General features: G+C 51.3%; 16 protein-coding genes. 13 read left to right on the forward strand and 3 right to left on the reverse strand.

The genetic code is table 11. The features are described from left to right. The 6 genes from M2298_RS00005 to M2298_RS00030 all read left to right on the forward strand — a co-directional run. Positions 1-674, forward strand: a 674-nt coding sequence (locus M2298_RS00005) for an IS3 family transposase (protein ID WP_280648074.1), incomplete at its 5' end; no start/stop codon positions are given. A gap of 597 nt (positions 675-1271) precedes the next feature. Beyond that, entirely contained in the window at positions 1272-1679 is a 408-nt protein-coding gene (locus M2298_RS00010) for a hypothetical protein (RefSeq protein WP_173600014.1), read from the forward strand. A gap of 359 nt (positions 1680-2038) precedes the next feature. After that, positions 2039-2578 (forward strand): RNA 2'-phosphotransferase, encoded by a 540-nt coding sequence (locus tag M2298_RS00015; protein ID WP_122962727.1) that lies wholly within the window; start codon positions 2039-2041, stop codon positions 2576-2578. Positions 2579-3038: 460 nt separating this feature from the next. After that, positions 3039-3494, forward strand: coding sequence for a GNAT family N-acetyltransferase (locus tag M2298_RS00020; protein WP_280648075.1), 456 nt, complete (start codon positions 3039-3041; stop codon positions 3492-3494). Between the two features lie 294 nt (positions 3495-3788). Then, positions 3789-4208, forward strand: a complete 420-nt coding sequence (locus M2298_RS00025) for a hypothetical protein (protein ID WP_122962729.1) — start codon at positions 3789-3791, stop codon at positions 4206-4208. Positions 4209-4222: 14 nt separating this feature from the next. Next, complete coding sequence (locus M2298_RS00030; protein ID WP_280648076.1) at positions 4223-9196, forward strand: DUF4132 domain-containing protein; 4974 nt, start codon at positions 4223-4225, stop codon at positions 9194-9196. 66 nt (positions 9197-9262) lie between these two features. On the opposite strand, the gene M2298_RS00035 is transcribed toward M2298_RS00030, so the two are convergent. After that, positions 9263-10030, reverse strand: coding sequence for a sulfite exporter TauE/SafE family protein (locus M2298_RS00035; protein ID WP_173596009.1), 768 nt, complete (start codon positions 10028-10030; stop codon positions 9263-9265). A gap of 172 nt (positions 10031-10202) precedes the next feature. Between M2298_RS00035 and M2298_RS00040 the strand changes: the two genes are divergently transcribed. Then, positions 10203-10667 carry a hypothetical protein gene (locus M2298_RS00040; RefSeq protein WP_063228442.1) on the forward strand — a complete coding sequence of 155 codons (465 nt, stop codon included), beginning with the start codon at positions 10203-10205 and terminating at the stop codon, positions 10665-10667. 104 nt (positions 10668-10771) lie between these two features. Here M2298_RS00040 and M2298_RS00045 read toward each other — a convergent pair whose 3' ends face one another. Continuing rightward, complete coding sequence (locus M2298_RS00045) at positions 10772-11209, reverse strand: Dps family protein (protein WP_122962735.1); 438 nt, start codon at positions 11207-11209, stop codon at positions 10772-10774. A 115-nt stretch (positions 11210-11324) separates the two neighbouring features. Here M2298_RS00045 and mobA point away from each other — a divergent pair, with 115 nt between their 5' ends. After that, positions 11325-11948, forward strand: a complete 624-nt coding sequence (mobA, locus tag M2298_RS00050) for a molybdenum cofactor guanylyltransferase (protein ID WP_217364953.1) — start codon at positions 11325-11327, stop codon at positions 11946-11948. A 37-nt stretch (positions 11949-11985) separates the two neighbouring features. On the opposite strand, the gene fdhD is transcribed toward mobA, so the two are convergent. After that, complete coding sequence (gene fdhD / locus M2298_RS00055) at positions 11986-12783, reverse strand: formate dehydrogenase accessory sulfurtransferase FdhD (protein WP_173596010.1); 798 nt, start codon at positions 12781-12783, stop codon at positions 11986-11988. 397 nt (positions 12784-13180) lie between these two features. Here fdhD and M2298_RS00060 point away from each other — a divergent pair, with 397 nt between their 5' ends. From M2298_RS00060 to mobB, 5 genes are all read left to right on the forward strand, one after another. Beyond that, positions 13181-14455, forward strand: a complete 1275-nt coding sequence (locus M2298_RS00060) for an L-lactate MFS transporter (RefSeq protein ID WP_173596011.1) — start codon at positions 13181-13183, stop codon at positions 14453-14455. Positions 14456-14507: 52 nt separating this feature from the next. Beyond that, positions 14508-14873: a Na-translocating system protein MpsC family protein gene (locus tag M2298_RS00065; protein ID WP_122962739.1), complete on the forward strand. Its 366-nt coding sequence runs from the start codon at positions 14508-14510 to the stop codon at positions 14871-14873. 192 nt (positions 14874-15065) lie between these two features. After that, the gene (locus tag M2298_RS00070; RefSeq protein ID WP_122962740.1) at positions 15066-17414 is read left to right on the forward strand and encodes an FdhF/YdeP family oxidoreductase; all 2349 of its coding nucleotides are present in this window, start codon (positions 15066-15068) and stop codon (positions 17412-17414) included. A 43-nt stretch (positions 17415-17457) separates the two neighbouring features. Then, entirely contained in the window at positions 17458-18717 is a 1260-nt protein-coding gene (locus tag M2298_RS00075) for a molybdopterin molybdotransferase MoeA (protein WP_122962741.1), read from the forward strand. Positions 18718-18719: 2 nt separating this feature from the next. Further along, complete coding sequence (gene mobB, locus M2298_RS00080) at positions 18720-19244, forward strand: molybdopterin-guanine dinucleotide biosynthesis protein B (RefSeq protein WP_122962742.1); 525 nt, start codon at positions 18720-18722, stop codon at positions 19242-19244. The last annotated feature ends 13 nt before the right edge of the window (positions 19245-19257 follow it).

The following is a 19257-nucleotide window of genomic DNA, read 5'->3' on the forward strand; positions in this document are numbered from 1 at the left end:
GAACCAGAAAGATCAAGGCAACCCTACAAAAAGAAGGATGGATCGTTTCCAGACGGCGGATTGGACGCTTGATGAAAAAGAATGGTCTTGTATCGGCGTATACGGTTTCCCAGTATAAACCGCATAAGTCACCGTGTAACGATTCACCAATCCAGAATGAACTGAACCGCGAGTTTACAAAAGATGAACCACTCGAGGCGGTTGTGAGTGATTTGACGTATGTCCGAGTCGCAAACAAATGGCACTACATCTGTCTGCTCGTGGACTTATTCAATCGGGAGATTATTGGGTATAGTTGTGGAACCAGTAAAGATGCTGCGCTCGTCTACCAAGCTTTTGCAAGCGTAAAAGGAGACCTACGTCAAATTCAGCTCTTTCACACGGATCGAGGCAGTGAGTTTACCAATCGTACGATTGGTGACGTCATCCGTACATTCAACATCAAGCGCTCATTAAGCATGAAAGGCTGCCCCTATGACAATGCAGTCGCAGAAGCAACTTTTAAGCTGATTAAAACGGAGTTTGTCAAGAATCGAAGATTTGGGTCACTCGCACAGTTGAAGCAGGAACTAGGGGCATACGTGAAATGGTTTAACGAAACAAGAATTCACTCGACATTGGGGTATTTGAGTCCACTCGTTTACAAACAGAAAGCACTTAAGAAATCTGTCTAGTTTGGTGTTGACAGTCCAACGTCATCTCAAAAACGGAGGGGATGTCCACCCCGTATCAGTACAGCGGTGAGGCGTATCCGTTTATCATATCAAGTCAAAAATTGGGCGACGGAGGATATATTAGACGGGACACTTCCGATTTTGAAGGAGGCTTGTCTTATGTATGTGTAGAGTATGCGAAGAAGATGTGGGGATTCGAAGCACAGTGATAGGTTTAGCAAGCGTAAATAAATGAAAGCTTTAGAAACTCTAGACGAATAGGCTGCTGCTCGCTTGGGACCAACTTTCAAAGGCTTATTCCCACTGGAACGATGAGGTGGAATGAGCCTTCTTTGCATCCCAAATATCAAAGGAAGAATAGGTAATTTGTTAAACAAGTACAAGCAACAGCGAAACGTTGGGTTAGCGATTTTGTATCGGCCAACCGTTCCCCTTCAATATATTACTCAGCAATAGTTGATTAGTTTGGGGGAATGGAAAATTTTCCAAGAAAGAATTGCTTTCGAAAAATAGGTTACATGCCAAGCTATATTTAAAGATAGAGAAATAGTGGCATTGTATCTAAAATTAGGATAATTATCAGGATTGGAGGAAAACATGAATGTTGTAAATCCTCACTTCTTGGATGTTTTTTTAAGACCATTAATAGGTTTGGCTGATGACGACGAGGCGATAGCACATTATAAAGAAGTAGAGCTACAAACAGAGGAACAATATAAAGCAGTAATCAGAGAAACACTTGTTGAGCAGTTTAATAATCTTGAGGAAGTGGAAAAGAGAAAATCAAAACTAGCACTTAGCTACTACTTAACAAAACCAGGAATAGATTTTGAAAGTGTATTTGAATCACTGCTTCCACCATTTGACCTTCCGCCTAATGCACGAGATTTCTTTTTATGGCTTTGGGAAGAATTGTTTATTGGTGAAAGTTATGAGTTAGCTGATGCAGAATCATACAAGGTTGTCGCAGATATGTATGAGCCACTCCGCTCTACAAAAAACTAATCTATACTAAAAATTTTGGATGTTAGGAATAGTTGGCGACCATCTAGTGCCTGGCCCTAAACGAGTAATGAATAGCTCGGATGGGGCTTTTTTTACACTGATTCTATGAAATGAAGTGGCAATATGTTAGGGCTACCTTCGCTTCGGCATTGAGCGACCATGTCAGCTAAGCGAATTGAATACTGTGACTTGCAGCATGCAAAATTTGATAACCGAATGATTTGATCAAAAGGATTTTAGCTGACTCCAAAAGTATCTTACTCATGAAGAAGTACGTACTGTCCGATACGAATAAATAATGAATGATGGCTATTGGACTGTTTGATCACCAAAATTACTCCCCAAAAAGGAGGCCCCACATGGACCTGGACAAACTCAGCAAAGAACTCTCATACGCCCTCAGGCACGCCCCGCACGAATATGAGCTGGAACTGGATGAGAACGGCTGGGTAGACGTGCAGCAGCTATTGGAAGCATTGAGGGAAGCAAAGCGGTGGAGGGAAGTTAAGGAAGAGCATTTGTTTCAAATGATCGAAGCCTCCGCGAAAAAACGTCATGAAATATCGGGAGGAAAAATTCGGGCCTTGTACGGTCACTCCGTACCGCAGAAAATCTCGAAGGAGAAAAAACAACCGCCGGAAGTGCTGTACCACGGGACGGCGACACGGTTTGTAAGTTCCATCATGGAAAGCGGCCTCTTGCCAAAAGGCAGGCAATACGTACATTTGTCAGAGGATACAGAAACTGCGCTGCAAGTCGGGAAAAGAAGAGATGAAAAGCCTGTCTTGCTGAAAATTCACGCGAAAAAGGCATGGGAAGAGGGAACTGCCTTTTATTTTGGCAATGAAAAAGTATGGCTGGCGGACGAGATTAGCGCAAAATATATCACGATTTGCTAGGATGCTCCTGCTGATGCGCGAAAAATCCATCCAGAAGTTCCGACACGAAAAGCTTATTCCCACTCAAGCAACGAAGGGAATAAGCTTTTTGCGTGCTCATAATCAATAGCGAAAAGGGACAAGCGACCATGCCAGCAAGCCCTCAAGCAAGGGAAAAAGAACGGAGCTTCATTACCAGCAAGCAGTCTAAAAGGCAGAGGATAGCTGCCGAGACATGTTCCTGCTGCCAAACCAATGTAATGTGTGGCATTTTTTCTATTCATACGTCTTCTATTAATAGTTCGATTTAGCTTCCGGAACACCAGCCAGCAAGGCCCTTTTCAGCAAACAAGGAGCTATCATGCCAAAAAAATCCGAGGTTGATTAGCAGCACGAACGGGGCGGGATGATGAATGGAACTTCCATTTCGCAAGTGAAAGTAAATAAAAATAGAAGACACAGCAAGGAGAGAAACAAACTCATGCATATCCAGCAACTGCAAGCAGATCAGCCATACCTGTCCCAAATCGTGCGTTTATGGAATGACAACGCCCAAGAAACAGCAGATTGCTCGCTGAGCGAAGAAGAGATGGAGGCAATTGGGCAGCAGCTGGCTGATTACGTACAGTCTCCGTATGGAATGGTACACATCGCTGTTGACGACGAGCAAAAACTGGTTGGCTACGGCCTTGCTTCCCTCAAAAAAGACATGCTCACAGAGGACTATATAGGCCAAGTAGATGAGCTTTACGTCGTCCCAGCCTACCGAAAGCAAAAAGCGGGGCAAGCCATTTTTCATAGCCTGAAAAGTTGGTTGGAAAACCAAAACGTTGTGGCGATCCGGGTGTTTGTCGACGTGGATAACGCATCGGCGCAAGCGTTTTGGGAGCGCACAGGATTCAGCAAGGAATTTTATGTGATGTCGGAAGAGGAGTAAAAATGAAGGAACGAAACTCGCATAGCAGCATCGTAAAAAGGGACTTCCCCAGCAGGATTTGCAAAGACTGGGGAAGTCCTTTTTTTGACAGCAAGCTTTCCACAAAGTGCCTAATGTGAGGTGCTTTCTGTTCCCTCTAGGTTGATCGTTCCAATCCCGCCATTTCCCTATAGTTCGAACTAACGATTCTTGCTGGAAAGCACTCTATCAATTTGGAAAATCAAACCACAATTTAGTAGAATAGCTGTATAGAACATATGTATCCATAATTGGACCGAAAGGAGAACACCGCGTATGCGTCTGGCTGTCACAGTCAAAAGCATTGGCAAGCGCAAAAATGCCCTTAGCCGCATCCCGGTCGAGCTGCTGCCATCTCCCCGGACATTGCGGGAGCTGATTGCCGGATTGGTAGAGTGGAATATTCGGGGGCTGCTCGAAAAACAGCAGCAGGTAGCGCTTGTTCCTTACTTGACCGCCGAAGAAGTACAGGAGCAGGCGGAGATTGGCAAAGTGGGCTTTGGCGCTGTCTACAATGACGGGGTTCCAGATGTGCAGCAAGCTGTCGACACAGCGATTCTCGCTTTTGAAGACGGCTTGTATCGCGTGTTTGTTTGCGAGCGGGAAATCGAGGCATTGGATGAGCCGCTTGCTTTAAAAGAGGACGATGAGATCGTGCTGATCCGGTTCACGATGTTGGCTGGGAGATTATGGTGAGAGGGGAGCACCCAATGAGTCATGAAGAAAAAGAGCAAGCATACGAAGAATTGATCCAGGCTCGAATCCAGGCAATTGCGAAAGAAGATCGGGATTTCGCCCATTTGCTTGTCGAGCTGAGCAAACAGAGATACATCGATGAAGACAACATGAACGAGTGCAGAAGTTTTCTGCTGGAGCGGGCAGCGGGGGAGGAGAGCCGTCTGTTCGAGCCGCTCGTCCAAATCGTGGGACAGTTGCTGGAAAGCGAGCAGGCTGAGGTGTTGCGCCATATTGTAGTGCATGCCTCGGAATATCCGTTCGCCCAAGGCTATGCGCGTCGGCCGTTCCGTACAGCTGAGGCAGCGCCGAAAATGGGACTCATCGTTCAAAAGGCAATCGCGCTGATGGTCATGGACAGGGAGCAGTTCAAAATGTCGGATTATTTGACCACGACAGACTACTCTCCGGCGAGAAACTACCAGATTCGCCATGTTATTGGCGACGTGATCGGCTTCGAGCTGGACCGGGGCAACCAGCAAGTGCGCGAGGCACTCAAAGAGATCATTTACGGGGAAAACCAGACAGCGCTGCTCACTCACGAAATGATCAAAGGGATTGTCATGAGTCACCAGGAAGACATGTACCAAATGCTCGGGGAGCTGTTAAAAGCGGCTCGTCTGCAAGAAGGGCTGCGGCAGAGCATCGTCGAGCGGATGGACGAGGGTACGCTTGCGGCAAATTTGTACATGCTCAAGCTGATCATCGACGAAGGCTACATACGTTACAGTTCCGTAGTCCGGGCATTGGGCGTCTGGACGGGCATGTCTCTGGAAGCGGCCAATCAACGGGTGGCCGGACAGTTGATCGAGCAGGCGTACCGCGCTTTGACAGAAGCAGATGTGCGCGAGCAGTGGCTGGCGAGCAGCCATGCCAACGAGGTTTACATTGCGCTCTGGGCGACGGCCGTCCATGAGGAAAAAGACTTGTACGAGCAGATTGAGCGGTTGATGCGCGAGGGACAGCGTCACCAGAAGATCGTTGCGCTGTACGTGCTGGCGAACAGCCAAAACCGCGAGCTGCGTCTGCGATTGGCTCGCGAGCAGCTTCATGAGACTGATCCCGAGCTGCAATACTGGGTACTGATGAATTACTGCTACCAATACTACCCGCTCTGGCGCAAGCCTGGAACAGAAGCAGACGGTCCGACGATTACGTTTGAGCAGGTAGAGGCGCTGAAGGACAAAAACGAGCGGCAGCGTGATTTTTCACTCTTGCTCGCGATGTTTGACGTAATGGAAAAAGAATACTCGGCTCCGTCCAAAGCTCTCGATTTTGTCCATATCCAGTACACGTCCGATTTGCCTGTGCAGAAAATGCTGTACATAGCGGCATACGATATGGACAGCGACTGGATTGCCCAGCTCATCTCGCGCAAAGACAAGATGAGCCCTGACCAGCGCGGCGCCATGCTGTCCCATTTTATGAGCGACAAGGAGCGCCCGGCGCTGCGATCATTTATTTTTGAGAGCCTGACGGACAAAAGCATGAAAAACCGCGAGCACGCGCTGGAACAAGCCAAAGAAATGAGCCTCGCGGACGAGGAACTGCTTCCGATGGAGGAACTGTTGAAGCTCAAGACGGGTTCGCTTCGTCAAAGCACGATTGGGCTGTTGCTCAGCCAGCCGGAAGAGATTTTGAAGTCTTCCCTGACCAGACTGCTTTCGGCCAAAAATGAGTTGCAGCGACTGGGCGGACTGGAAGTTTTGACAGAAGTGAAAAGCGATGCTTCGCGCCAGGAGCAGTTTGAACGATTGCAACCGTTGGCAGAGCTGATCGCTGAGCCGACGGCAAAAGAAAAAGCCGTTCTGGACAAGCTGGTGCAAACAAGCAGTGCAGGACGAGCGGAGGGCTTCGGGTTGTATGATCCTGAGCAGACAGAGCCGTGGTTGCTGGAAGAAAAGGACACGAGCACGTTTTCTTTTGAAAAAGACGCCTTCACGTTGTCCCTGAATGAAATCAAAGCTTTTCTGCAAGGGCTGGACGAACTCGTGCACAAGCATCGCGATGTGGAGTACGTGTCCGAATACTATTCCGGCTACAAAGACACGCTTTTGATCGGCACGAATTTGCGCGAGCTGTATCCGCATCGTTGGCACCAAACCGGGGAAGAACAAGGCTCGCGTCTGGAGTGCTACCCGCTCGCCGAAGAGTGGCGGGCCTATCTGCTGGAGAGCAAGCTGTCGGCTCATGAGCTGATGCAGCTTCATTACTATACGATACTGGAGCCGTTGGATCGGACGCTGGACGGCTTGTACAGCTATTTTTCCGACGAGATGGAGTACAGCGAATTGCAGAAGCACAAGCTCCTGGAAGGTTGGCGCAAGGAGTTTGTCGAGGAAGCTTATCCGCTTGCGAAAATGCTGGAGATTCAGGAAGCGTTCAAGGCGTTGACTTACAACAACCAGGTCAGGCAGTTGATTCAGGCTTTTTATCATGACAGCGACAAGCAGGAAACGTTCCGTTTGACCGATTCGGCTGTCCACAAGCTGATTGCAAACATGCGTCCATACGAGTCCAAAAACTCCACGGGAGTATTTGAGTTGCTGGCGCAGCCATGGCTGAACATGACCCGGACTCGCGTGTACGATGATGCGTCGTTCAAAGAGTTTTACCATACCGTATTCGCCTATGATCGGATGGTTCGCGACAAAAATGGCATGTCCTCTTACACTCTGGAAGAACGGCTGCGCGCTTTTGAAGCAGGGATGATTGGCGAAGCAGAGCTGTACAAGGCGCTGCTCGGCAGTGGCGACAGCAGCAGCTACCTGTGGACGATGACTTCCGGCAGGATCGATTCGCTGCAGGAGCGGCCGAAGGTGAAAGCTGTCCTCGATACAGTCGTGGATCGGATCGTCAGCATCGAGCTTGGTCGAGGAGACTTGGCTACAGAGGTGAGCTCTTTTGTGACAAGGCTGCAGCGATTCGAGGGCATGGACTACTGGGTGCGGCTTTTGGCCGGGCTTGACCAGGATGCTTTTGTCCGCGGCTACGTCTACAGCTACAATGGCAATTTGACGAAAAAGGAAGCGTTCAGCCATCTGCTGAAAAACTGCCACCCGCGCACAGGCGAAGATGCTGCCCTGCTCGGCAAGCTGCTGAAAGAGCACAAAGGCATTACGGAAAAGCGTCTGCTCGAAGCCGCCATGTATGCGCCGCAGTGGATCGATATCGTAGCCGAGCACTTGGGCTGGGAAGGGTTGCGCAGCGCGGCCTGGTACTTCCACGCCCACATCAATGAAAGCTTTTCGGCGGAAAAGGAGACGGTGGTTGCCCACTACTCCCCGATTACGCCGCAAGAGTTCAACGATGGCGCTTTTGATATCAACTGGTTCCGCGAGGCGTATGACACGCTCGGGGAAAAACGTTTCAAACTGCTGTATGAGTGTGCCAAATACATTTCCGCAGGGGCCAACCACAGACGCTCGCAGCTGTTTGCCGATGCTACTTTGGGCAAGCTGGAGCTTGCAAAAATGCGGGATTCAGCGGCAGACAAGCGCAACAAAGACCATCTGCTCAGCTACAGCCTGATTCCGTTGCGTGATGAGCGCGAGCAAGATTTGCGCCAGCGCTATGATTTCATTCAACAATTTTTGTTGCAAAGCAAAAAGTTCGGTGCGCAAAGACGGGCGAGCGAAGGAGTGGCAGGGCAAATCGCGTTGGACAACCTGGCGCGCAATGCCGGATACAGGGACGTTATTCGTCTGAAATGGGACATGGAGGCACGCAAGCTCGACGAAATGCAGGCGTATTTCGAGCCATATGCACTCGATGAAGAAACGACTGTCCAGCTCGTAGTGGATGAGGAAGGGCAAGCAGAGATCAAATCCATTCGCAAAGGCAAAGAGCTGAAATCGGTTCCTGCCAAGTTCAACAAAGCCGAGCATGTGCTTCTGCTGAAAGAAATGAAGTCCGAGCTGACGGAACAGTATCGCAGGGCGCGCCAGGAGCTGGAGCGTTCCATGGTGTCGGGCAACACCTTTACCGGCAAAGAATTGGCGAAGCTCTACGGCAATCCGGTTATTCGTCCGCTGCTGAGCACATTGGTGTTCAAGTGCGGGGAGCATCTCGGCTACTACGAAGGGGAAATCGAGTCGCTGCGCGATCCGTCCGGCAAGCTTGTCGGCCTGACAGACGAAGAGGAACTGCTGATCGCCCATCCGGTGCATCTTTTTGAAAGCGGGCTATGGAGCTTGTTCCAGCGCGATTTGTTCGAGCGCCAGCTTCGCCAGCCGTTCAAGCAAGTATTCCGGGAGCTGTATGTACCGAATGCGGACGAGCTTGCTCATGTGACGCATTCCCGCCGCTATGCGGGCTATCAGGTGCAGCCCAAGAAGACGGTTGCGTTGCTTAAGAGCAGACAGTGGACGGTCAGCTATGAGGAAGGGCTGCAAAAAGTGTTTTACGCGGAAAATCTGATTGCCAGCCTCCAGGCGCTGGCGGACTGGTTCTCGCCAGCGGATACGGAAGCGCCTACGCTGGAACATATTCAATTCCTCGACCGGAAAACGTACAAAAATGTCGGGCTGGATCAAATTCCGCCTGTTCTGTTCTCGGAAGTGATGCGTGACGTCGATCTGGTCGTCAGCGTTGCTCATGTCGGCGGCGTCGATCCAGAGGCCAGCCTGACGACGATCGAGCTTCGCCGTGTCATCGTAGCCGAATCGCTGCGCCTGTTGAAGCTCGGCAACGTGCGGCTGGAAGGCAACTACGCCCGCATAGACGGAAGCCTTGGCGAATTTGCTGTCCACTTGGGCAGCGGCATGGCGTACAAGCAGGCGGCAGGAGCGCTGCACATCGTTCCGGTTCATTCCCAGCACAGAGGACGCCTCTTCCTGCCATTCCTGGACGAAGATCCAAAGACAGCGGAGATTTTGTCCAAAGTCGTCATGCTTGCGGAAGACAGCAAGATCAAAGACCCGCAAATTTTGATGCAGTTGCAGCAATAAGGATTGGTTGTGAAAAAGCAAGAAGCCTCAACAACTCTTCAGGTTGTTTGAGGCTTTTTTGTATGGTTACAAAATTTTAATCCCACTAATAATAATCACAATAGAAATAACCCATCGCAAAAACACAGTCGGCACCTTGCAGGAGAGCCTGCTGCCGATGATTACTCCGGGGATGGAGCCAAGCAACAGCTGCATTACAATGAACAGATCAACCGTACCAAAGCTCATGTGGGCTAGACCTGCTGCACTGGTCAGGAAAAAAGCGTGGGCGATATCTGTGCCGACGACTTCTTTTCCGGAAAAGGCGAAAAAATGCATCAGGGCGATGGCGAACAGCGATCCGCTGCCGATGGAGGTCAGGCCGACAAGAAAGCCGAGGAGTGCGCCGACGGCAATCAAGACGAGACGTTTTTGGGCGAGAGGTTTTTGCTGCCACGTATTGAGCTGCGGCTGGCGGCGGTTCAGCAAGCTTTTGAGCAGCATGGCGATCGGTATGAGAATCAAGGCAAAGCCCAGTATCTTTTTAAAAATCTGATCGGCGGAAGCGACGTACAAATGAATCCAGTTCATCACATGGACAGCTGCGATAGCGCTGGGGATGCTTCCCAACGAGAGGTACATCACGATGGAAAAATGGACGGTTTTTTGTCGCCAATGCTGCCATGTGCCAAAGATTTTTGTGATGGCGTTGTACACCAGGTCTGTGCCTACGGCGACGGTCGGCTGGATGCCTAAAAAAATCAGGATAGGGGTCAAAAGGGCAGCTCCGCCAACTCCGGTGAGCCCGACAAGAAAGCCCACCAACAGACCGACAATCGTCAGATGAAAGTCCATCCCGTGCATCCTTTCCTTGTCGCTTCTTAAATTCAACATCTATCTCTAAGATAAGCAAAAGCCCAGTATTGGTGAGCCTAAATTCTCATTTTCAAGGGGAGCGAATTATATTATCATTGGTTATACATTCCACAAAATTCTACTTTTTACGAAAAGGGGAATACATAACGCAATGTTTAATGAACGGAAAGCGTTGCAGATGACACTACAGGCCATGCTGGAGCAAAGGATGGTTCTGCGCCGTCAATACGTAGATCAGGACAAGCAACTGGGAGCAGACATCAAACAGCTTCTCAACCGGATTCGGGAAATGGACATGGAAGCCGGGATTGAAGCGGTTGAAGCATCTGAAGAAGTAGCGGTGGCTGCAGAGGAACTTCCAGCTGACATGGCAAAACGCATCAAAGTAAGAAAGACGCACATTCGTCATAATTATCAGGAAGTGGCGGACTACATTGAGAACATTTTGCGGGAAAACATGTCGCCCATGTCGCTTGTTGACCTCTGTTCGATCCTGAAAGAAAGACACGATGTTGAATTTGCCAGCCCTTACATCGGTGTACAGAAGTCATTGAAGTACCTGCCGCAAGTAAAGGTGGAAAAAGACGGAAGAAAGCTGATTTTTTCATTGGCCTAATACATTTTTGCGTACACAGCAAAAAGGCGACGTGCTAGCACGATCGCCTTTTTCTGTGAAAAAACGTCTCAACGTTTTTCATGGAGTGAGAGTATTTGTATCGTTTACTGGAGGAATGCTTTGAGCATCCAGATATGTTTTTCCAGGCCGCTGCGGATGGACAACAGCATGTCTTCTGTTGCTTCGTCGCCTGCTTGCTCGGCAGCTTCCATCGCCAGTTTCAGTTCGTCTGTGAGAACCGAGAAGTCACGGGTGATGATTTCCACCATTTGCTCGGCGGTTTCATTGCCTTCCGCTTCCGCGATGCTCGCTGTGTTCAAACATGCAGCAAGGGTGCCTACAGGTTTGCCGCCAATCGAGAGAACGCGCTCTGCCAAAGCATCAATATGTCCGGCAGCTTCGGTGTACAGCTCTTCAAATTTCGCATGCAAGGTGAAGAAGTGAGGCCCTTTTACATTCCAGTGGAAGTTGTGCAGTTTTGTATACAGGACAGTCCAGTTCGCAACTTGTTTATTCAAAACGTTGAACAGTGTGTTTTCCATAGTGATGATCTCTCCTCTTTTTTAAATTAATTCCTTGTTTATAATTATTATAAACTAATACTCGTTATTGTCAAGCTTTTCATCCTGAAATCTTCGAGAAAGCAGGGAAAAAATCATGCAGCCAAGCATACACGCCGTCATTTTGGCGGGGGGAAAAAGCAGCAGGATGGGCGTGCCCAAAGAACAACTGCCATGGCGAGAGGGAACATTTCTGACCGAGCTGGTCAAAGAAGTAGCAGCGGCAGGCATGCCTTGCCTGATTGTTTCCAATGAACCGGAGCGTATCCCGGCAGAGGTGGCGGGACGTCCTGGCGTGCGGGTCACCCCTGATCTGGTGCCGTCCGCAGGGCCAGTGAGCGGGTTGGTGACGGCGCTGCGGCTGTGTACGGAAGAGGTACTGCTTGTACTGTCCTGCGACCTGCCGTTTATGGATCGTGAGCAGATTGCGCGACTGGTTGCTTGCGCAGACGATCAGGAAGCGGGCTGGGAAGCCGTCATTCCGTATGCGCAAGACAGGCTGCATCCGCTCTGCGCCTTGTATCGAAAAAGCACGCAGCCTGTCTGGGAACAAGCGCTTGAGCAAGGAGAGCTGCGGCTGATGAAGACGATTCAGAAGCTGGCGGTTTTACAGGTGCCGGATGGTTGGCTCGATCCGTGGGCGCTGTTCAATGCGAACACGCCGGAAGAGTACGACATCGCCTGCCGCGAGGAAAAGCGCAGAACAACAGGGCAGCAGTAGGCGCAGCTTTGCTTTGTGCGGGGGCGGACGAAAATGTTCAGGGTAAAATAATCCGCTGCGGCTGCGTATACACGTTCATTTTGTTGTGGCGAATGAAGCCGACAGCGGTTATTTGCAGCTCATCTGCCAGTTGCAGCGCCAGATCGGTCGGAGCCGATTTGGACAAGATGATGCCCGCGCCGATTTTGGCTGCTTTCAACAAAACTTCAGACGACAGGCGGCCGCTGAACACGAGAATTTTGTCGGTCGTGGAGATGTTTTCCCGCAGGCATTTTCCGTATATTTTGTCCAAGGCGTTGTGGCGGCCGATATCTGAATACTGCAGCAAGATTTGTTCAGGCGAGCAGAGGGCCGCATTGTGCACGCCTCCCGTTTGCCGATGGATGTCAGAGGAGGCTTGCAAGTCCTCCATGAGCCTGATGCACTGATCTGGAGTGACGGAAGTGGTGCCGCTGGCAGGCTTTGCCGTGCGGGCATCGCTGAAAAAGTAAAAAGATTGCCGGCTTTTTCCGCAGCAGGAAGTAATTCTGCGCTTCGAGTAAAAGCTCTGCGACAAAATCGTCGCTTTGTGCAAGTCTACGTAAGCTATGCCTTTTGCTTCATCAATTGTGATTTGTTTGATCTCTGCAAAGCTTTGGATCGCGCCTTCCGCAGCCAGAAAACCGACGACCATCTCTTCCAGATCGGCAGGCGTACAGACGATGGTAGCAAACTCTTCCTCGTTCAAAAAGATCGTGAGCGGGTATTCCGTGACGATTTCGTCGTCTTCCCAGACGTGGTGGTCAGCCGTAATTTTTAGGACGCTTCGGCTCGTTGTTTTGCTAAGCTCCGACATGATAACCTCCTGTGTGCATATAGTCTTAATGGATAGAAAAGCGATAAATAGATTTATAGAGAGGAAAATATTGTCTAGTGAGCGCTTACATGGTAGTATACTATGTAGAACTTTAAGTGTCATAATATTTCGTTCTTTCAGTAATCAGAACGATCCACAAAGCGAGATGGCACGGAACAGCGAACCTGTCACCGAACCTTTCGCAGCGATTTGCCAACCGAATACGAGGGCACGTGCTTGTTGATGCTGATGTAGCGTTCCTGCTGATGATTAACTGCTGTGTTTCATTGAACCGTTTGTTTCTGCATGCTTTGCATGTTGGGAACACAAGGGCTTCGATGAAATCAGCAGTTTTTCTTTTTGCTTTTCCAAAACCATTCTAAAGGAGATGAGTTCGATGGAGCAACAAGTGAAAAACCGCTGGCTGATTGCGCTGGCTGCGGTGGGAATCCATATCTCGATTGGATCGGTGTATGCATGGAGCGTATTTACCAAGCCGCTTACCCAGCAATTTGGCTGGGAACTGCCGGATGTGCAGTTTACTTTTAGCATCGCCATCCTGTTTCTCGGGCTGTCGGCTGCTTTTCTCGGCCATTACGTCGAAAAGCACGGACCGAGAAAAGCGGGAACGCTGGCCTCGATCTTTTTCGGAGTGGGCATCGTCGGCTCCGGGCTTGCGACCCAGTTAGCCAGTTTGCCGCTGCTGTACATATGCTACGGAGTGTTAGGCGGTATCGGGCTTGGAGTCGGTTATATCACTCCGGTGTCTACTTTGGTCAAATGGTTCCCGGATCGTCGCGGACTGGCGACGGGGTTGGCGATCATGGGCTTCGGTTTTGCTTCGATGATCGCAAGCCCGATCATGAATGCGCTGATTGAAAGTGCAGGAATTGCGAACACTTTTTACGTTTTGGGCATTGTTTATTTCATCGTCATGTTTGCTTCTGCACAATATTTGTCTCCGCCGCCGAAAGACTGGGTTCCCGCAGGCTTTTCCACAAATGGCGAAGCGGGCGACAAGCCGATCAAAAAAGATTTGTGCCAGCTGACGGCCAACGAAGCGATCAAGACGCGGCGTTTTTACTGGCTCTGGCTGATGCTTTTTATCAATGTGACTTGTGGAATCGCTGTCATTTCGGTCGCTTCCCCGATGGCGCAGGAAATGGTCGGCATGTCTGTGCAGACCGCTGCCCTGATGGTGGGGCTGAACGGCTTGTTCAACGGGGGAGGACGGATTGGCTGGGCTTCGCTGTCTGATTACATCGGCCGTGCCAACACGTATACAGCTTTCTTCGCGATCCAGATGGTGCTGTTTTTCCTTTTGCCGAACATGAGCAATCCGTTGCTGTTCATGGTTGCGATGTTCATCATCATGACGTGCTACGGCGGCGGGTTTGCATCGATTCCGGCCTACATTGGCGACTTGTTCGGCACAAGGCAGCTGGGCGCGATTCACGGCTATATTTTGACGGCTTGGGCGGCAGCCGGGCTGGCAGGCCCGATCTTTGCCGCATGGGTTCGGGAGACGACGAAAAGCTACACCGGGACGATGAGCGTTTTTGCGGCGATGTTCATTGTCGCCCTGTTCATTTCCCTCTTAATCCGAGTGGATATTAAAAAATTGAAGGAACAAGCCAAACAAAGAGAAAAGTCTGTTGAATTGGCTAGTTGATCAATGGTAAAGTCATAGTAGAGAATGATTGGAATAAAGGTGAGTAGCGTCGATGAATAAGTTCGAAGCAGAGTTCAGTAATCTGGTCAGAGCTTTCCGCAAGCGACATATGGGAAAGGGACCGAGCAAGATCAGCACCACGTTTTGCAAAAACTGGGCGATCTGCGAGATGGAAGGCAATCTTTCGCCAGTGGAAAAGTTCATTGCCACTTCGAAGGATGGAAAGCAGACATTACGAGCTGCCAGAACCGAAATGGTCAAGGAAATGTATCGAAAGCATCAGCCAGTTGATATGGAAGCGTTTCTAGGAGCCAAGCTCGTCGACCTGTTCGTTGACATCGACATTGAACGTGACTTTGGGATGTCCATCTTTGTATTTGATCAGGACATCGAGAAAAAATGGAAAAACGAACCGTAAGTCTAAACGAAGCAGCGTTCCTGTTCACCGGTTAGACAACGCGGACTTCGCCAGCAAACACGACGTTGAGACTAGGTAGCGAACCTGCCGTAGACAACCACCGTGAACACGCTCTTATCCTTCGGGACAGGGACGGTTTCATGGTGGTTTTTTAGTCTCGCGGGTGATAGACAAGAGGGGAGCGGAAAAGCTATGGGCAAGACGAAGCATAATGGACCGGTCAAATTGGATACTTCTTTGAAGCCTTCCCTGTGGGCTTCCATGATGCCTATGGGCCTTGGCAAAATCAAGCCGCATCACATTCTCGACACGATGAAGGTCGTGTACGACAACCGGGACAATCTCGGCTACGCGTACCGGATTTTGACCCAGGGCGTGTGTGACGGCTGCGCGCTCGGCGTATCTGGCTTGTACGATCAGACATTGACAGGCCCGCATTTGTGCACGACTCGCCTGAACGTTCTGCGGCTTAATACAATGCCTGCGATGGAGCCAAAGTGGCTGGAAAATGTAAGCGCTCTAAGAGAGCTGTCCAGCGTCGAGCTGCGCAAGCTGGGCAGAATCCCGTATCCGCTGTCGCGCAAGCCGGGGGAGAACAAGTTCACGCGAATCAGCTGGAACGATGCCCTGGACAGAATCGCCAAAAAGATCAAGGGAATCAGCCCGAAGCAGCTGGCCTTTTTCCTGACCGCACGCGGAATTACGAACGAGGTGTACTACACAGCGGCGAAAATGGCCCGTTTTCTCGGAACGAACAACATCGACAACGCCTCGCGGATTTGCCATTCGCCGAGCAAGACAGCATTGAAGCGCTCTATGGGGATCGGGGCGTCCAGCTGCAACTATCAGGATTGGATCGGCACGGATGTGCTCGTCTTTTTCGGTTCAGTCCCGGCCAACAACCAGCCTGTTTCGACCAAGTATATGTACGCAGCGAAAAAGGCGGGAACGAAAATCATCCTGATCAACCCGTACAAGGAACCGGCCATGGAACAATACTGGATTCCTTCCGTGCCGGAGAGCGCCGTGTTTGGCACGAAGCTCGCGGACGACTTTTATCAGGTCAACATCGGCGGCGATATCGCCTTCATGAATGGCGTCATGAAGCATTGGTTTGAGATGGAGCAAGCCAATCCAGGATCGGCTATCAATCACGAGTTTGTCCGCGAGCATGCGAACGGGATCGAGGAGCTGCGCGCGCATCTGCAAAATCAATCGTGGGAAGCATTGGAGAAATCATCGGGTGTCAGCAAGGAGCGCTTGAAAGAATTTGCGCTGTTGCTCGCCAATTCCAAATCCGGCGTGTTTGTGTGGAGCATGGGATTGACACAGCATCGCTTCGGGACGGACAATATTTCTTCCGTAGCCAATCTGGCGATCTTGCGCGGCTTTTTCGGACGCAAGCATTGCGGCGTCATGCCGATTCGCGGTCACTCTGGCGTGCAAGGCTCCGGGGAGATGGGAGCGGACCCGTTCAGCTTGCCGGGCGGAGATTTCGATGAAAAAAGCTGGACGCGAATCGAGAAGCTGTGGAATTTTCCGATTCCGAAATGGCAAGGCGATATCGTCGGCGTCTCGCTGGAAAACGCCTTGCTGCCGGATGGACACGAACGCAAGACCAGACTGTTTTACACGAGCGGGGGCAATTTTCTGGAGACGATGCCCGACCCTGATTTCATGCGGACGTGTCTGGAAAGTGTGGAGCTGCGCGTCCATCAGGACATTATTTTCAACACGTCTACGCTTGTGGATGCCAAGGAAGAGGTCATTGTGCTTCCGGCGATGACGCGTTATGAGCAGCCGGGCGGCGGCACCTCGACCAGCACGGAGCGGATGGTGTACTTCAGTGCGGAGATCGAAGGGCCGCGAATCGAGGAAGCCCGGCCTGAGTGGGAGATTTACGTGGATTTGGCAGCCCGCGTCCATCCGAACAAAAAGCACCTCATGCACTTCGCGAGCGCCGCGGAAATTCGCGCGGAGATCGCCAAGGCGAATCCGAACTACGAAGGCATCCAGCACTTGAAAAACCGCGGGGATGTGTTTCAGTGGGGGGGAGCCTGGCTGTGTGAGGACGGTGTGTGTCCGACACCGGATGGCAAAGCGAATCTGCTGCCGATCGACATTCCTGAACTGCACAAGCCGGACGGGCACTTCTACGTGACGACTCGCCGGGGCAAACAGTTCAACTCGATGATTTACAGCAACAAGGACCCGTTCAACAACGCGGACCGCTACGATATTTTGATCAATCCGCAAGACGCTCGGGAGCTGCGCATTGCGGAAGGCGAGAGCATTGTTGTGTATAATAGTTATGGAACCTTCCAGGGACGTGCCAAGTTTGAAGAGACGAAAAGAGGAAATATTCAGGTGTACTGGCCGGAAGGAAACGTGCTGATTCCAAAAGGGGTATACGAAGCCTATGCGGGCATCCCGGAATACAATACAGCGGTCAAGATCGAAAAAGCGGATACTTTTACCGCAAACAAAGATTTAAAATACAAGGAAAGACCAGTAGAGGATTTGGATGTAAACGTCGGCTGATTATAAGCCGCGTGCTGGGCGGTCATGACTAGGAGGACGGACGATGCGTTTTGCGCGACAAACCATTTCGGTACAGGAAGCGGTCGACAAATGGCTGGCGGTGTTGCCGACGCTGGCGACAGAGCAGGTGAACATCGGAGAAGCGTACGGGCGGATATTGGCTTGCGATCTGCACGCGACGCACGACCTGCCGCACTTTGATCGCTCGCCGCTCGACGGCTATGCAGTCAAGGCAGCGGATACGGTGACTGCTTCCGTGGGAAGTCCGGTGGCTTTGCGCGTGATCGAGACGGTAGCCGCAGGCCAGGTGCCTGCCCGGGAAGTGATGGCAGGCTGTGCCACGCGGATTATGACCGGAGCGATGATGCCGGAAGGTGCCGATGCTGTGATCATGTTTGAGCAGACGCAAAATCCGGGGGAACAGTCTGAGCAGGTCTGGATCAAGCGAGCGCTTCAGCCAGGAGATAACGTTTCCCGCCGCGGCGAGGAAATGGCGAAAGGAACGGTAATCGCGCAGGCAGGTGAACGGATCAATGCTGGCACGATCGCGATTTTGGCTACGTTCGGGTTTTCCCGGGTAGACGTTTTTCGCAGGCCGCGAGTGGGCCTTTTGTCCACGGGCAGCGAGCTTTTGGGCGTTGACGAGCCGCTTGTTCCAGGCAAAATCCGCAACAGCAACATGGCGATGCTGTCTGCTTTGGTAGCGGAGGCAGGAGGCGTCCCTGTCTGCTTTTCCGGCATGAAGGACGAACTTGCGCCAGCAAAGAACAAGATTAGCGAGTACATGCAGCAAGTAGATGTGCTCATCTCCAGCGGAGGCGTGTCGGTCGGCGATTACGACGTGATTGCACATCTGGCTGATGACCCTGATGTAGAGCTGTTGTTCAACCGGGTAGCGATGCGTCCGGCAAGCCCTACGACCAGCATGCTCGTGGCAGGCAAGCCGCTTCTGGCGCTGTCGGGGAACCCGGGCGCCTGCTTTCTTGGCTTCGAGCTGTTCGGGCGGACGGCGATCCGTCAGCTTGCCGGGGAAAAAGGGGTAAAGCCGCCGATAATCCAGGCAAGGCTCGCCGTTCCGTACGAAAAGCCTTGCCCATACCCGCGCTATTTGCGGGGGAAATTAATGGAACAGGACAGCGTGTTGCTGGCCGTGCCCGATTTCAACGACAAGGCAGGCAACCTGGGGACGCTGAAAGACAGTGAATGCTTCATTGTCATTCCGGCAGGCGGCAGTGGCAAAGCGGTGGGAGAGCTGGTAGATGTGCTGGCCCATGCCGCCCCTGCGTGGAGAAAGGACGGATAGGAATGGACGAGCGGAGACGGGTATTGCAAATTGTCGGCTATTCCAACAGCGGCAAGACGACGTTGTTAACGAGACTGATTCCACTTTTGGAGGGTACAGGCTTGCGGGTCGGGGTGGTCAAGCACGATGGCGGACACGATTTCGAGTGGGATCAGCCGGGAAAAGACACATGGCGCTACCGCGAGGCCGGAGCTTCGCTCGTCGCGATTACCTCGAAAACAAAGACGGCGATGATCGAGCAGCGCCCCTTGGAGCTGCCTGTGCTCGTCCAGCGACTGACAGAGGCGGGAGCTGATCTCGTTTTGATCGAGGGCTTCAAGCGCGAGCACTTTCCCAAGCTGGTGCTGCTGCGGCGTCCAGAAGACGAAGAGTTGCTCCAGTCCGTCTCTCACCTGGTTGGGGTCGTGAGCTGGTCAGCCGATCGCAAGGAAAATGTACCGTGTTTTCACGTCGATGACGTAGAGAGCATCGCCAAGTTTGTGAGAGAGCGAATACAAAAAGATCATCCCGACGAATATAAGGGATGATCTTTTTTCATGG

This window comes from Brevibacillus sp. 1238 (assembly GCF_029892995.1).
Taxonomy (GTDB): domain Bacteria; phylum Bacillota; class Bacilli; order Brevibacillales; family Brevibacillaceae; genus Brevibacillus; species Brevibacillus parabrevis.

What these genes read in the sequence shown, in the direction of transcription:
- fdhD (WP_173596010.1), bottom strand. Translation starts at nt 12,783, where the DNA reads ATGTCGGAGCTTAGCAAAACAACGAGCCGAAGCGTCCTAAAAATTACG.
- M2298_RS00025 (WP_122962729.1), top strand. Translation starts at nt 3,789, where the DNA reads ATGCGTCTGGCTGTCACAGTCAAAAGCATTGGCAAGCGCAAAAATGCC.
- M2298_RS00040 (WP_063228442.1), top strand. Translation starts at nt 10,203, where the DNA reads ATGTTTAATGAACGGAAAGCGTTGCAGATGACACTACAGGCCATGCTG.
- M2298_RS00010 (WP_173600014.1), top strand. Translation starts at nt 1,272, where the DNA reads ATGAATGTTGTAAATCCTCACTTCTTGGATGTTTTTTTAAGACCATTA.
- M2298_RS00045 (WP_122962735.1), bottom strand. Translation starts at nt 11,209, where the DNA reads ATGGAAAACACACTGTTCAACGTTTTGAATAAACAAGTTGCGAACTGG.
- mobA (WP_217364953.1), top strand. Translation starts at nt 11,325, where the DNA reads ATGCAGCCAAGCATACACGCCGTCATTTTGGCGGGGGGAAAAAGCAGC.
- M2298_RS00015 (WP_122962727.1), top strand. Translation starts at nt 2,039, where the DNA reads ATGGACCTGGACAAACTCAGCAAAGAACTCTCATACGCCCTCAGGCAC.
- mobB (WP_122962742.1), top strand. Translation starts at nt 18,720, where the DNA reads ATGGACGAGCGGAGACGGGTATTGCAAATTGTCGGCTATTCCAACAGC.
- M2298_RS00065 (WP_122962739.1), top strand. Translation starts at nt 14,508, where the DNA reads ATGAATAAGTTCGAAGCAGAGTTCAGTAATCTGGTCAGAGCTTTCCGC.
- M2298_RS00070 (WP_122962740.1), top strand. Translation starts at nt 15,066, where the DNA reads ATGGGCAAGACGAAGCATAATGGACCGGTCAAATTGGATACTTCTTTG.
- M2298_RS00075 (WP_122962741.1), top strand. Translation starts at nt 17,458, where the DNA reads ATGCGTTTTGCGCGACAAACCATTTCGGTACAGGAAGCGGTCGACAAA.
- M2298_RS00035 (WP_173596009.1), bottom strand. Translation starts at nt 10,030, where the DNA reads ATGGACTTTCATCTGACGATTGTCGGTCTGTTGGTGGGCTTTCTTGTC.
- M2298_RS00020 (WP_280648075.1), top strand. Translation starts at nt 3,039, where the DNA reads ATGCATATCCAGCAACTGCAAGCAGATCAGCCATACCTGTCCCAAATC.
- M2298_RS00030 (WP_280648076.1), top strand. Translation starts at nt 4,223, where the DNA reads ATGAGTCATGAAGAAAAAGAGCAAGCATACGAAGAATTGATCCAGGCT.
- M2298_RS00060 (WP_173596011.1), top strand. Translation starts at nt 13,181, where the DNA reads ATGGAGCAACAAGTGAAAAACCGCTGGCTGATTGCGCTGGCTGCGGTG.